The sequence below is a fragment of the Belliella kenyensis genome, assembly GCF_022549675.1.
Taxonomy (GTDB): Bacteria; Bacteroidota; Bacteroidia; order Cytophagales; family Cyclobacteriaceae; genus Belliella; species Belliella kenyensis.
Genome location: NZ_JAKZGR010000012.1, coordinates 69269 through 83701 on the forward strand (window position 1 = coordinate 69269; position 14433 = coordinate 83701).

Genomic DNA, 14433 nt, shown 5'->3' on the forward strand with positions numbered 1-14433 from the left:
AAAATTCAATGTATATACAACTATAAGCGTGCAAGTATTGTTCCACAGCTGGATTTTTGAAAACTATATTTGATTCAATTAGATATTATTATCATCATCCTTCTTGTATACTAGCTTAGGGCGAAGTTTTTTTTCTGAATAAAAGAATGTCTCTAACTCATTGAAACCTACTTTTTATTTCCAAACTAACATAGGCCACTTTTTAGTACGAAAAAAATCGTATGAATATTTGTAATACGATTTTCTTCGTATACCTTTGTACGAAAGTCATCGTAATATTGGAATATGAAAATCAAACCCACAGAATCTGAATTGGAAATCCTTCAAATTATCTGGCAAAAAGGTGAGGCCAGTGTCAGGGAAGTTCACGAGCAGTTAGCTGAAAGTAAGGATACAGGCTATACTACTACCCTAAAGCAAATGCAAATCATGCACACTAAAGGCTTACTTGTTCGAAATGAAGAAAGTAGAACACACATTTACAGTGCGGGGATAGATGAACAAGACACGCAGCGTCACCTATTGCGGAATTTCGTCTCTACTACTTTCGGGGGATCTTCAAAAAATCTTGTAATGCAAGCCTTAGGGCAAGGTACTCCATCTAAAGAGGAGTTGACAGAAATTCGAGCATTTTTGGATCAATTAGAAAATAAGAAATCATGAATTGGATCAATGAACTTCTTCCTCCAGCCTATTTGTATGCGATTGGGTGGATGCTTATTCATGCTATTTGGCAAGTTGCAGGCATTGGACTTGTATTATGGTTCTTGCTAAGGTATAGCTCCCAAAAATCATCAGCTTACAAATATAATCTCGGAATATCATCCTTGTTGCTGATGCTTGTAATAAGCTTTTTCACTTTTGGCTACTATCTTGACCTGGACTCACAATCCTTTGAGCATTCAATGGTAAATACCACACAATATATCTCAGCAGACACTTCAGATTTGAAAGCAGAACTAATAAGCTATGTGAACGAGGAGCCTTCGTCAAGATATTGGTTGGTTAGTCTGTTAGAGCACATTGAGAGGAACATTCCCATTTTAGTCAATATTTGGATGATAGGAGTGGTTCTATTTATGATCAAGTTTGCTAGCGCAATGGCTGACTTAAAAACACTCCGATCAAGACCTTCGAAGCCCATTGCTCACAAATGGGAAAATAAGGTCGACGAGTATGTAAAAAAATTGAAAATAGATAGATCAATTCAAATACTTGAAAGCAAATTCATCAGCATACCGCTTACTTATGGGATTTTAAAGCCTATTATTTTGATCCCAACAGGCTTGCTTTTTCAGCTGAACAATGCGCAAGTAGAAGCTATCATCGCACACGAATTGGCCCATATCAAACGCCAGGACTACTTGATCAATCTCCTTCAATCAACGATGGAAATATTCTTTTTCTTTCATCCTGTCTTTTGGTGGATCAATGGCCTCATCCGCACCGAACGAGAGAATGCATGCGATGATATTGCGATACAGCTAGGTGTTGCTCCTAGAGCATTAGCGGAAGCTCTTGTCACTTGTACCAACTATAGTATGGCTGCAAACCCTCAATTGTCTATGGCTGCAACTTCAAGAAAAACGCCAACATTAGATAGAATCAAAAGAATAATGGGATTCAACACCCCTAATAAACCGACCTCCACTTTAAGCAGCCTAACCATGACCATTTCACTAATTTTAAGCACCTCCCTTTTACTTGGAGCACAAGCTATCAAGACCCCTGTAAATGATTTGGATCATTTCCTAACCGAAATCAAATCAGAAATCATTTTAATGGACAACTTCTGGCAGCAGTTTGAAACCAACCCGGAGCTAGACCTCAGTTCCAAAACAGAAGTAATGGCACATACATTAAAAATTACCCCATTAGAATTTGAAGGTGTTGATTTCAGTGATATGCCGATAAAAAATCTAGATCAAAAAATAGGTTTACCAATAGTCAGCTTCGATGCTAAAATCGATACAACGACAAGTATGGTGAGAGTTCAAGAAACAAGTGTCAACCTAAATAAAAACACTTTCGAACCTAGAGTAAGTGCTTTAGCTGGAAATCCAACAGTGAATGTATCATCAAATACCGAAAGTACTACCTCAGTCCGAGGTGCTACTTTAACGCAACAAGCCTTTGGACAAAATTATGCTAGAGTACTAGCTTCATTATCAACCAAAGCCGCTAAGGGGTCTGAATTCCCTAGGACTACAGGTGTACCCACTGCCCGCGGCATTTATAACATAGATACGACTAAATCTTATAAAAAAGAACTCAAAGAAGCCACTAGCCAGCTATCCAATGCCAAAACAGAGGACGAGAGAAACGTAGCTATACAGAAAATAACAGAAATCAGCGAGAAAATTGCTTCTTCTACAAGCCAGCAATGGGTTAAAAATGACTCAGTGATGTTGGAATTCTCTAGACGAAGTGCTGAGGCCATTGGCCCATGGATGGAAGAAAACAGCAAACAAATGGAAGAATGGCAAAATAAGCTGGAACCCATCATGAAATCCTTTAGCGAAAAAATGGAAGGACTAAACGAAAAATTAATGCCACTCAACGATGAACTTCAATCCAATTTCAAAAAATTCGATGAAGAATCAAGGCCATGGATGGAAGAGTTTCAGCTTAAAATAGCAGAATGGCAAAAAGAAAATCAGCCAAAAATTGAGGAGTTCCAGAAAAAAATGGCAGAATGGCAAATAGAATATGCTACTAAAATGAAAGAATTGCAGAAGGAGTTCAAAGAAAAGAAAAACTCCCCAGACAAATAACATCCTCAAGACCCACTATTTCCTAACCACCTCATTTTTGAGAAGACCTGTCAGGTTTCAGTTGACTAGCACTTAGGCTAACTTTAGATACTTAGCCGTCAAACTGATAAAAACCTGACAGGTCTCATTTTACACTAGGCCAATTTGAAATCACTGCTCTAATGCCAGTTGTTTCAATGTATAGGGGAACAATTGGCTTAAAAAGTGTTAGCACTAGGGTAAAATTGCTTTCTCTACTAAGCATTTTTACTATGTTTTACTTACTGCAGAAAGCAATAAATTTTCAGGATAAGTCTTTCATGGTAACCACAGAAATTTCTTTTCTATTCACCTGGATCAATGGCTTCATTGCCGATACAGGAAACTGATACCCATCTTCTCCCAAGGTCCAAAGCAGTGGGGCAAGATTTTGCACAGTTGCTTTACAGCCTTGAATGATAGCTCCCAGATTTCCTGTTTGCTTAGAAAGCTTGGCTTCATTTTCTATTTCAAAAGGTCCATTGAAACCTCTACTTTTCAAAACATCTACAAAACTTCGCCAATCCATAGAATCCCCTAGCCCGAATCCCGGCAAAGTGGCTTCATAATGATGCCTGTCCCAATCATTTTTACTGTATGGAATTCCTGCACTTTCGGCCCATTCCTCTTTCACTTTTTGCATGGGATACATATTGCCCCAATATGGGTCCGAGATATTTCTTGTAGACTTGACATGAATCCTCTTCAAGCGACTCATGTCCGTGTGACGGATCACCTCTACAGGGTCTGTTTGCTGCCAAATATCATGAGAAGGATCATAGATCTCACCATGAGCTTTGCTAGGAATCAGTTCGTACATGATTTTTCTTGCAGCCAATACACCTGTCAGGTTATTGAAAGTCGTACTGTAGCCTGATGATCTCCATCCCTCCATGGGACAATTTTCATACAGCACAGTAACTCCCAGATCCTCGGCGTACTTGATGATCGGTGTAAAAATCCTCTGATATTCCTCTAAATTCTTTTCAAATCCATGCTCTTGAATACCTAGCTCATGATTGTACCCCACGAACGTCCCCACAGTTACATCATTTTCATCTCCTCCAAGTAAATACGCCAATCTGATCAACTTAAGCAAATGATTTTGATTGTGCAGCCTTTGACTTTCATCACCTCCAATAAGGTTGTCAAATGCACCTATTGAAAGTCGAAGTTGAGCAGTATTAAACTGATCAATCAATCTCGAAGCAGTGCCTCGGTCAAAATTATCATAGTCGAGGTGTGTGGCTACAAAGTCATCTCTTGTGCCATCTTTTCTAAACACACATAAGTCCAGTCCCTGCACACCTATGAGTTGAGCTTTGGCAATAACTTCCTCCAAATCCAGCTGATCAAAAGCTGAAGTCATAATCCATATTTGATTGTTCATTTATTTCTATTGTTTCCTAGTTGAATAAAACCCAGAAATTAAATCTCTGAGACTTTATAATTTACTTCGCCCAATTTTATTTATTACAGGCTAATAAGCTAAGAATTTAACGGAAAAATATAAACAAGTATACAAATTTACGAAATCTAATACACTGATAACAATCAATATGAGCGGACTCACTTGGACACTGATTTTGAAAGATCTAGCTAAATAGAAAAAGATAAAAAATGAATCGATATTTAGTAAAACTGTATAAAACCAGCACTAAAATATCTTGCCAAATCAAAAGCAAAATCAATAAATAAGATTATTCGCTTTTTTGCCAGTAACTTCAATTCATTGGCTCAACAGGTTGTTAATGATCAATATCCATAAGTATCCAAATATCAATTTATATCGGAAGTTAGATAAATCGGAATTTTGTAATGTTATTGGCACAGTTCCATATATCCATATCAATAAATTAAGATGAATGTATAAAATTCCCTTGGAGAATGAGTTGCAAAATATAGACTTACAGCTTTCCAATCTATTTAAAACCACACCTCTAGGACACCTTTTATGGAAAACACAAAACAAATCATTTGAAAAATGATTAAACTTGTAAAAAAACCAACTTAAACATGATAAGATCACACAAAAAATTATCTTTTGTTTTGGGCATGTTCTTGGCAGCAGGTTTGGCTTCATGCTCAGAGCCTCAAGCAAGCGATAACGCCCAAGAAAAACCAGCGGGCACGATAGAATCAGAAAAACTAAATTTCACCCTAGATACGCTATACAGTGACTTTGAAAACCCATGGGGCATGACATGGTTACCTGACGGCAGGATGCTTGTAACCGAAAGAAAAGGGGAAATTTTGATTTTCAAGGATGATGCTTTTACTGGTGAAAAACTGACAGGTGTACCCGAAGTTCATGCAGTAAATCAAGCAGGTCTATTGGATATCGCTATCCATCCAGACTATGAAAGCAATGGTTGGATCTACCTTGCATATGCAAAGGATATGAACAATGGAGGTGTATTGACCATTTCTCGAGCGAAGCTTGACGGTAACGCACTTGTTGACCTTGAGGAATTGATTGTAAATATGCCAGAATGGCAAGGCGGAAGACACTTTGGAACTAGAATAGTTTTTGACAAAGATAATTACCTGTACTATGCTAATGGTGATAAAGGAAGCCGTCCCGAAAATGCACAAGAGCTAAATAACTCTCATGGTAAGATTCACAGAATCCATGATGATGGTCGTATCCCATCTGACAACCCCTTTGTAGATGTAGATGGTGCAGTAGCCTCTATCTGGACTTATGGTAACAGAAACCCACAGGGTATGATTTATGATGCTGACAATAACAGACTTTGGTCTGTAGAGCATGGTCCAAAAGGTGGTGACGAGTTAAATTTGATTGAGAAAGGCAAAAACTACGGATGGCCAGAAGTAACTTACGGTATTGACTATGATGGAACAATCATTACAGAAGACACTGAGAAAGAAGGTATGGAATCACCTGTATCATACTGGGTACCTTCCATAGCAACTTGCGGAATGACCTTGGTCACTTCTGACAAGTACCCAAATTGGAAAGGCAATCTACTTGTAGCAGCACTTGCTGGACAACATATCTCTAGGGTAGAGCTTGATGGAACTACCTACGTAGGAGAAGAGAAGTTATTGAATGAGATCGGAAGGGTGAGACAAGTTTCTCAAAGCCCGAACGGTTTTATCTATGCCATCACTGAGGCTACTGGCCTTATGGTGAAGATCATTCCACAGGATTAAATTTCCATTACCCATAATTCAATAGGTCGATTCCATATACTTGATTGGTATATGAAATCGACCTAACTTTTTAACACCTACTCGATTCAACCATTACCCTTCATACCAAAAATCCAGCGGATCTGGAATCGAAAACTCAAAGCCTGTCTTTGTAATTTTATTCGCTGAAATTTCTTTCCAAGCATTTTGTCCAGGTTCTGCATAGGATTGAGGAGGTGCAAAACCCAAGTCTTTGGCATTTTTCTCATAAACTTGACTTCGCATAGGGTGTAAAGGAGCGACTCCATTGAAAACCTCGCCCCAAAGTTCTTTGGTGATGATCCATGTCAGCATGCTCACTGCATCATCCCTATGGATGTAATTCACAGGAGTATCACCTACTACATTGTCCTTTCCTGAAAAATACCTTCCTGGAATTCGGTCTACACCAAGCAATCCACCAAATCTTACAATAGTAAGTGCATAAGTCGCATCATTTTGAAGCAAAGATTCCGCATCAAACAAAGCCTGATTTCCAGTGCTTGACTTGGTCAATGGATCTTCCTCACGGGCTACTTGGTTGAGATCAGGATATACAGAGGTGGCTGATACGTAGATTACCTTTCTGACAGTCCCTCGTTCTATCATAGCTTTGATAAACTTCACCTGTTCGGGATGAAAAGACGGTGCAGCAGATCTTGTCCTAGGAGGCACATTGATGAGTAATACGTCTGCATCAAATAGTTTTTGAAAACCAAGCCCTTCTGGATGCGGGCACAGTTTCAGCAGGACCGTATCTAAGCCCTCTCGCTGAAGCAGGTTTACCTTTTCTTCGGAAGTAGCACTTCCCATCACTTGGTGTCCTTTAGAGATCAAATGGTGTGCAAGTGGCTTCCCTAACCAACCGAATCCAATGATTGAAATTTTCATAGCTATTATTTGTAATGAAAAAACCCTCTTTCGAGGGCTTTGTATTATTTGTCTTTTTTTGGCATTGTTCCGAAAATGTAATCCCATAAAGGTGAACTAACTCCAAATGCAGCATCAGGATCTTTATAGTGATGGACCGCATGATTCACCCATAGAACTTTCAGAAAGTTTTTGGGAGGCTGATATGCGTGAACGATGTAATGAACACCTAAATAGCTCGCATACCCAAACAAGAATCCTGGCAAGAAATATAATGCATAACTTCCCATGATAAAGGTGAAAACAATGTAAAAGATCAATGCATAAAATGCACTTACGAAAGGAGGCATCGCAAGTCTATCTTTGTCTTTTGGATAGTCATGATGTACACCATGCACAGTGTATTGAAGCTTGTCTTTGGCAGGTGTATCAGGCTCCATGTGAAAAAAGTACTTGTGCATCAGATACTCCACGAGTGTGAAAGCTAATAAACCGATCAACATAATTGGAATACCTACTGCTAAACTGATGCTAGTGGTCGTAACTGCATAATAAAATGATACTGTACTGATCACTAGAAACATCATGATTGGAATACTGATGTGAGTCCTTGATATTTTCTCCAAAATAGGATTCTTAAACATCGTGGCAGTCCCATTATTGTCAGGCCTATCCAATCTTCCGATTTTTTTCAATGTGGCGCTCATCTCTTTTTTGTTTTATTCTTTAATTCCAAGGTACAGAACTGTATCTATATAATTTTCTTTACAAATTCGGTGCAAAAGTAACTTGAATGGTTAATATTACGAGTAAATGTCCAAATAGTTGAGAAATAAACTATCAAAAATTACTCAATTCGACTTTTGTCCCCTCAATAGTTTCCTTATAAAAAGCGACATACATCGGAAGAATATTTTCCACATCAAACTCTTTAGCTCTTCTCAGGGCTCTTTCTTTGAATCCCCCCAAATTTTCATCCTTCAGGATTTCTAGTGCTTTCTTTGTCATGTCTGCTACATCTCCTACTTTGCATACATATCCAGTCTCACCATCGATATTCAATTCAGGAATTCCTCCTGCATCAGAAGTCAATATGGGAACCTCACAGGCCATGGCTTCAAGTGCTGCAAGTCCAAAGCTTTCCTTCTCAGAGGGCATCATAAATAAGTCAGCAACCGACAGCACTTCTTCTACAGCTTCTAACTTACCCAAGAACCTGATATCATCACAGGTGCCGAGCTCTCTACAAAGTCTCTCCATCTTGTCTCGCTCTGGACCATCCCCTACTAAAAGCAACTTTGCTGGAATTTGTTTTCTAACAGCATCAAAGACCCTAATGACATCTTCTACCCTCTTTACCTTTCGGAAATTTGAGGTATGAACGATAAGTTTTTCTCCATTAGGACAAATCGCCAATTTGAAATGCTCCTTTTTCTGCTTTTTAAACCTCTCCAAATCAATAAAGTTTGGAATCACGCGAATTTCTCTTTTGATATCAAAATGGTCAAATGTAGCTTTCCTCAAATCCTCCGAAACAGCAGTCACACCATCTGACTGATTGATACTAAAAGTAACCACAGGTTCATAGCTAGGGTCTTTTCCCACCAAGGTAATGTCTGTACCATGCAAGGTTGTAACTACAGGAATGTGAATTTGTTGGGTTTTGAGTATTTGCTTGGCCATGTATGCGGCAGAGGCATGAGGAATGGCATAGTGCACATGGAGCAAATCCAGCTGTTCATACTTGACTACATTCACCATTTTACTTGCCAAAGCGAGTTCATAAGGAGCGTGCTCAAACAATGGATAACTCTTTATATCCACCTCATGATAAAATAGATTTGCGCTAAAAAAATCCAAGCGGGTAGGTTGCCTATACGTTATGAAATGGACCTGATGACCTTCCTTTGCTAATGCTTTGCCAAGCTCTGTGGCTACTACACCGCTACCTCCAAATGTTGGGTAACAGACTATACCTATTTTCATATCTTTGGTTCAAACTGAAATCGATAGCCTTGTAACATCATCACATATGCTATTTGTTCATTTTATATATTATTATTCTGACTTCTGAAAAACCGGAACATGTTGCCTATTCATGGATCTGTAGATAATATCGTGAATTTCAGTCCTTATTCCTTCTTTGAGCAAAATATTATTACCCGCATCAGGATTTACCCTGTTGGATAAAAACACATAAATAAGATCATTTTCAGGATCAGCCCATACACATGTGCCCGTAAACCCTGTGTGTCCAAAGGTACTCTTAGGAGCCAATGCTCCAGCACTACCTCCTTTTCCTTTTTCAGGCTCTGGCTTGTCCCAGCCCCATCCTCTTCGGCTCTGTGTAGACTGTCTTTTGGTAAACTCCTTGATCGTCTTCTCATCTAGTAACACAGCATCGCCATACCTACCACCATTCAACATCAACTGCATCATCACAGCGACATCATTTGCCGTACCAAAAAGCCCTGCATGTCCAGCAACCCCTCCATACATTGCTGCACCAGGATCATGGACGTATCCTCTAATCAGTCTCTTTCGGAAAGTGATATCATCTTCAGTAGGAGCAATGAGGTCAATGGGCATTTTACGTACTGGATTGAAAGTCAAAGTATGTAACCCAAGAGGCTCATAGAATATTTGCTCTACAAATTGATCCAATGGTTGATTGACAACCCTCTCTACCACTGCCTGCATCAAGTACATGGTAAGATCGGAATACACATAACTATACTTGCGTGAATTAGGGGTAGGTTTTCTAAGCTCTGACTTGATCGTCCAATTCCAAATACTATCTCTCAAGCTTGGTGAGGCATACATGGCATCAGCTATTGGTATAGAGAAAGTTTCTGAAGGCAAATGATTATAGAAAGAGCTTTTCCAGCTTCCTCCTTCTACAGTTTTGGCATAATAGGGAATAAATGCTGGCAACCCAGCTTCATGAGCCATAACATCTTTGAGCGATAAGTTACCCTTGTTGGTTTGCTTCAGCTCTGGAAGGTAATGTCCTAAGGTCTCATTCATATCTAGGATGTTTCTATCTGCTAGAAACATTACCGCTTGGGTAGTAGCAAGGACTTTGGTGATTGATGCAAGGTCATAGACCGTCGAAGTGGATGTGGCCTGAGTCTTTTGGTAATCGAGATAGCCATAGGCCTTTTCGAAGACTACTTCGCCATTTTTGGCTACCAATACTACACCACCAGGCATAGCTTTTTTTCTCATACCAGCCTCCATCACTTTATCAATTTCAGCCAAAGTCTCACTATCTAGGCCTTGACTTTCTGGATAAGTATAAGAGAACCTACCAAGACTTGGCAAAAACCCGCCACTTCCTATAGCGATACTTTCTGCGACAGTCACCGGCAATATTCCTTTGGCATCCCTTCCCCCAAAGATCACTTCAGCAGCCGCGCCTTGCGTGAAGTCGTTGTTTTCAAATACAAGAATGTTGTGAGGTAATCCTTGTAAGAATTTGGCGGCGTATGCGTTCCCAAAAAGCACTACGATCACTGATTTTTCTTTGCTTAGCGATTTGATAAAATCGATGTCCGACTGTACTATCCCAAAATTTCTCGAAGGGCTGTTGGTGATACCCATTAAACCGACTACTACAGTATTGTAATCCTTGAGTTTTTCGCTAAGCTGCGCTTGCTGACTAGCATGGGCACCTTTGTCCAAGTCAAAGTGAGCTACTTTTGCATACTTCTCCAGCCTTCTTTTGAAGATCGTACCTTTATCTCCTATAGTTACTGAGGCTATATTTAGCATATTAAGGTGTCGGAGAGGCAGGAAATCGTTCTTGTTGGACACCACACTGATAGCATCAGCATAAAGTCTCTCTACCAATTGAGTGGATGTCTTTGTATTCAGCCTGTCCACTAGACCTCTGGTCTCTATAGGTTTGATTTCATTCAGTCCTGCCCAATACTTGGCTTTGAGCACTTTTTTGATACGCTGATCAATTTCTTCTTGATTGATTTTTCCTTCAGCTACAGCTTGCAGGATCATTTGCTTTGCTTTGGGTACATCTTGGGAGTAAAGTAAGATGTCATTTCCTGCCAACAAGGCCAAAAGATCCACTTCCCCTGGCTTATAAAACTTCGACACTCCGTTCATATTCAAGGCATCAGTAAAGATCAAACCACTGAAATTCATCTGGTCTTGAAGCAAATCAGTTACAACATATTTTGACAATGTGGTGGCTTTGTTTTTTTCGGCATCTAAACTTGGCACATGAAGGTGAGCTACCATCACTGACATAAGATCATCATCGATCAATTCACGATAAGGATACAGATCTATGTCTTCAATTCTCTTGGTGCTGTGCTTGATCACAGGCAAGGTATAATGAGAATCAGACTCAGTATCTCCGTGTCCTGGGAAATGCTTCGCATTGGCTAGCACACCGTGGTCTTGAAGCCCTTTCATGTATGCTTTGGATTTAGCTGTCACCAGCTTTTTCTCTTCACCGAATGCTCTATAGCCTATAACTGGATTATTTGGATTCGAATTTACATCTACTACAGGAGCAAAATTGATGTGCATGCCTAGCTCTTTGAATTGCTGGGCAATTTCTCGCCCCATATCATACACCAGATGCTCATCTGGCAATGCTCCAAGGGTCATGGCTTTGGGGAAATTGATCACAGAATCAAGCCTCATGCTCACACCCCATTCTGCATCCATGGCTACAAACAATGGTACTTTGGAAATTTGCTGGTAATAATTGGTAAGGTGAGCTTGTCTTACAGGCCCTCCTTGGAAAAAAATCACTCCTCCAAGTTGTTGCTCACTGATCAGCTTGGCAATTTCTTGCTTGTGTTGTTCCCCTTTATTGGAATATGCTGCAACCATAAACAATTGCCCAAGCCTCTGCTCAAAGTTCATGGTGTTGAAAACAGAGTCTACCCAAATCCTTTGTCTTCTTGCGTCTTTAGCGATCAGAGGATCTTTTTTCACTTTTTTGACAATTACTTTAGGCTGCTCCACCTCAGCTACCTCAAGTGATTCTACTACCTCAGGGCCATCCTTGATAGGCAAATCCCAGCTGACTGCACTGTCAGTAGTGAAGATTAACAATAATCCTAAAAATACGCTCCAAACTTTTACCCGCATGCCTGTGTTTAATTTTTATTGCTTAATATTTAAAATAACTTTGTAAGAATATACGAGGTATTACTCAATTGCAAACTTTAGGGGAAATCTTTTTTTAATAAAAGTTCTCAACTTAAGTTTCCAATGTAAATTAACGAAAAGATTACAAACAGCGTATGAAATTTCCTTCGATCTTTAAAACAGCAAAACCCATGAGCTTTGATATCAAGCCACGGTACTATGACCCTATTCGAGAAGAAATAGAGCAAAGAACAGAGCGTATCAAACGGGAGCTACAAGCAGAAGGTAAAATACAATCTGAAGAAGAAATCACGGATTCCTTCAGACAAAATTATGGATCGTCTATCCGCGGAGCATTTGCTCAAGGTGGAGCGATCAAGGGACGTACATCTTCAGTACTCACTTCAGCTGGAATGCTTCGAATGATCATTTTGATCTTACTCATCGGTAGCATGATAGGATATATTTATTATGGTGCATTGGTTCTTTATGGAATCCTATATGTCGCAGGTGGTGGTGTATTGTTGGCTTTATTTTTAAAATTGAAAGGGCGAAGCAGGAGATGAATGATATCATACAGCTTCTACCAGACGCCATTGCCAATCAAATCGCCGCTGGAGAAGTGGTCCAAAGACCTGCCTCTGCTCTAAAGGAAATGCTGGAAAATGCAGTAGACGCTGAGGCCACCCACATACAGGTGATAGTCAAAGATGCTGGCAAAACACTTATGCAAGTGATTGATAACGGAAAAGGAATGTCATTGACAGATGCAAGGATGTGTTTTGAACGGCATGCTACTTCTAAAATCCGTACATCAGAAGACTTGTTCTCTATCAGAACATTTGGCTTTCGAGGAGAGGCCATGGCTTCCATAGCTGCTGTGGCTCAGGTCGAAATGAAAACCAGACAACAAGGTGAAGAACTCGGCACCCTCATCCAAATAGAAGGCTCAGAGTTCAAAAAACAAGAACCTACTTCTTGCCCAGAAGGAACATCTATTGCTGTCAAAAACTTGTTTTTCAATGTACCGGCACGAAGGAATTTCTTGAAATCCAATGCAGTAGAAATGAAGCATTTGGTGGAAGAATTCCAAAGGGTGGCCTTAGCCTATCCAAGCATAGCTTTTTCTTTCTATCAAAATGACATGGAACTGTTCAATTTGACCTCTGGCAAGCTAAGTCAAAGAATCGTTGGGATATTTGGCAAAAGCTATCAAAGCAATCTGGTGAGCTGCCAAGAAAACACTCCACATCTCAATATACAAGGCTATATTGGTAAGCCAGATACTGCTAGAAAAACCAGAGGGGAGCAGTATTTTTTTGTAAACAAAAGATACATTAGGAGTAACTATCTGCATCATGCCGTAGCAAATGCATATGAGGGGCTCATGCCTTCTGACTTGCATCCTTTCTATGTGCTATTCTTAGAAATCGACCCCACTCACATCGATATCAATGTACATCCTACAAAAACTGAGATCAAATTCGATGATGAAAGGACTGTCTATGCTGTCATCAGAGCCGCTGTAAAACAAGCCTTGGGTGCACATCTGGTGGTCCCTACCATAGACTTCAGCATGGATGTCAATTTCAATGAGAATTGGAAAAATGATCAAACGCGCAAAGATGATGTTGATCGTGAAAACAGCTACAAGCCAGATGATCTTTCCAGAGAAAATGCCTATAAGTCATTTCAAAGCCCTACCTTCAAAAGGCAATCCACATCAGGATGGGAAAGACTATTTGAAGGGCACGAAAACCCTACAGGGTCACCTTTTGATCAAATGAATAAGAGAAATGAGGATGGAGAAAACTCGGACATCTTAACGTTCTCTTCTAAAGCCAATGACCAAATAATTGGTGTTGAGGCATTTCAAGAGCAGCAGGAAAACACTGGAGCAACATTTCAAGTAGAACAAAGTTACATAATTGCTCAAATGTCATCCGGGGTCTTGATCTTGGATCAACAAGCTACACACGAAAGAATTCTATATGAGCGCTACATCAAGCAGCTGAACAATTCTGCAGGAGCATCTCAGCAATGTCTGTTTCCCCAACATATTCAGTTGAGTCCCGCCGATTTTATGCTTGTAATGGATATCAAAGAAGAACTCCTCAGCTTGGGATTCGTAATAGAAGTATTTGGAAAAGAAACCATTCTCATCCAAGGAGTCCCAGCCAATGTGCAAGCTCAAAATGAAAAAGCCTTGTTTGAAGGATTACTTGAGCAATTTAAGCATTTCAAGTCGGAGTTATCACTTGATAATAGAGAGAACCTAGCTAGATCTCTAGCAAAGAGATCCGCTTTGAAAAAAGGTTCTAAATTAGACCCTTCTGAAATGGAGACCTTGGTAGGTCAATTATTTGCATGTCAAAATCCAAATTATGGGCTTTCGGGGAACAAAACATTCGTAAAACTTGATTTAAATAAAATACACGCTTTTTTCGCTAGATAA

10 protein-coding genes are annotated in these 14433 nt (G+C 39.8%); 5 read left to right on the plus strand and 5 right to left on the minus strand.

All coding sequences use genetic code 11. The features are described from left to right. Positions 1 to 285 precede the first annotated feature (285 nt). Positions 286 to 663 carry a BlaI/MecI/CopY family transcriptional regulator gene (locus tag MM214_RS13345; RefSeq protein WP_241296131.1) on the plus strand — a complete coding sequence of 126 codons (378 nt, stop codon included), beginning with the start codon at positions 286 to 288 and terminating at the stop codon, positions 661 to 663. Then, entirely contained in the window at positions 660 to 2774 is a 2115-nt protein-coding gene (locus MM214_RS13350; protein ID WP_241296132.1) for a M56 family metallopeptidase, read from the plus strand. Before MM214_RS13345 ends, MM214_RS13350 begins: the two co-directional genes overlap by 4 nt. A gap of 283 nt (positions 2775 to 3057) precedes the next feature. Here MM214_RS13350 and MM214_RS13355 read toward each other — a convergent pair whose 3' ends face one another. Continuing rightward, the gene (locus MM214_RS13355) at positions 3058 to 4182 is read right to left on the minus strand and encodes a sugar phosphate isomerase/epimerase family protein (protein WP_241296133.1); all 1125 of its coding nucleotides are present in this window, start codon (positions 4180 to 4182) and stop codon (positions 3058 to 3060) included. A 626-nt stretch (positions 4183 to 4808) separates the two neighbouring features. Between MM214_RS13355 and MM214_RS13360 the strand changes: the two genes are divergently transcribed. Next, positions 4809 to 5969, plus strand: coding sequence for a PQQ-dependent sugar dehydrogenase (locus MM214_RS13360; protein ID WP_262916638.1), 1161 nt, complete (start codon positions 4809 to 4811; stop codon positions 5967 to 5969). Between the two features lie 93 nt (positions 5970 to 6062). Here MM214_RS13360 and MM214_RS13365 read toward each other — a convergent pair whose 3' ends face one another. The 4 genes from MM214_RS13365 to MM214_RS13380 all read right to left on the minus strand — a co-directional run bounded on the left by MM214_RS13365 (position 6063) and on the right by MM214_RS13380 (position 11978). After that, the gene (locus MM214_RS13365) at positions 6063 to 6878 is read right to left on the minus strand and encodes an NAD(P)-binding domain-containing protein (protein WP_241296134.1); all 816 of its coding nucleotides are present in this window, start codon (positions 6876 to 6878) and stop codon (positions 6063 to 6065) included. Positions 6879 to 6922: 44 nt separating this feature from the next. Beyond that, positions 6923 to 7564: a sterol desaturase family protein gene (locus tag MM214_RS13370; protein WP_241296135.1), complete on the minus strand. Its 642-nt coding sequence runs from the start codon at positions 7562 to 7564 to the stop codon at positions 6923 to 6925. Positions 7565 to 7697: 133 nt separating this feature from the next. Next, positions 7698 to 8843, minus strand: coding sequence for an N-acetyl-alpha-D-glucosaminyl L-malate synthase BshA (gene bshA / locus MM214_RS13375; protein WP_241296136.1), 1146 nt, complete (start codon positions 8841 to 8843; stop codon positions 7698 to 7700). A 72-nt stretch (positions 8844 to 8915) separates the two neighbouring features. After that, positions 8916 to 11978 (minus strand): glycoside hydrolase family 3 N-terminal domain-containing protein, encoded by a 3063-nt coding sequence (locus MM214_RS13380; protein WP_241296137.1) that lies wholly within the window; start codon positions 11976 to 11978, stop codon positions 8916 to 8918. 191 nt (positions 11979 to 12169) lie between these two features. Here MM214_RS13380 and MM214_RS13385 point away from each other — a divergent pair, with 191 nt between their 5' ends. Together MM214_RS13385 and mutL are read left to right on the plus strand one after the other, a co-directional pair. Next, a complete protein-coding gene (locus tag MM214_RS13385) occupies positions 12170 to 12544 on the plus strand; it encodes a hypothetical protein (protein WP_317208485.1) in 375 nt (124 codons plus the stop codon). After that, positions 12541 to 14433: a DNA mismatch repair endonuclease MutL gene (mutL, locus tag MM214_RS13390; protein ID WP_241296139.1), complete on the plus strand. Its 1893-nt coding sequence runs from the start codon at positions 12541 to 12543 to the stop codon at positions 14431 to 14433. Before MM214_RS13385 ends, mutL begins: the two co-directional genes overlap by 4 nt.

What these genes read in the sequence shown, in the direction of transcription:
- MM214_RS13345 (WP_241296131.1), top strand. Translation starts at nt 286, where the DNA reads ATGAAAATCAAACCCACAGAATCTGAATTGGAAATCCTTCAAATTATC.
- MM214_RS13350 (WP_241296132.1), top strand. Translation starts at nt 660, where the DNA reads ATGAATTGGATCAATGAACTTCTTCCTCCAGCCTATTTGTATGCGATT.
- MM214_RS13355 (WP_241296133.1), bottom strand. Translation starts at nt 4,182, where the DNA reads ATGAACAATCAAATATGGATTATGACTTCAGCTTTTGATCAGCTGGAT.
- MM214_RS13360 (WP_262916638.1), top strand. Translation starts at nt 4,809, where the DNA reads ATGATAAGATCACACAAAAAATTATCTTTTGTTTTGGGCATGTTCTTG.
- MM214_RS13365 (WP_241296134.1), bottom strand. Translation starts at nt 6,878, where the DNA reads ATGAAAATTTCAATCATTGGATTCGGTTGGTTAGGGAAGCCACTTGCA.
- MM214_RS13370 (WP_241296135.1), bottom strand. Translation starts at nt 7,564, where the DNA reads ATGAGCGCCACATTGAAAAAAATCGGAAGATTGGATAGGCCTGACAAT.
- bshA (WP_241296136.1), bottom strand. Translation starts at nt 8,843, where the DNA reads ATGAAAATAGGTATAGTCTGTTACCCAACATTTGGAGGTAGCGGTGTA.
- MM214_RS13380 (WP_241296137.1), bottom strand. Translation starts at nt 11,978, where the DNA reads ATGCGGGTAAAAGTTTGGAGCGTATTTTTAGGATTATTGTTAATCTTC.
- MM214_RS13385 (WP_317208485.1), top strand. Translation starts at nt 12,170, where the DNA reads ATGAGCTTTGATATCAAGCCACGGTACTATGACCCTATTCGAGAAGAA.
- mutL (WP_241296139.1), top strand. Translation starts at nt 12,541, where the DNA reads ATGAATGATATCATACAGCTTCTACCAGACGCCATTGCCAATCAAATC.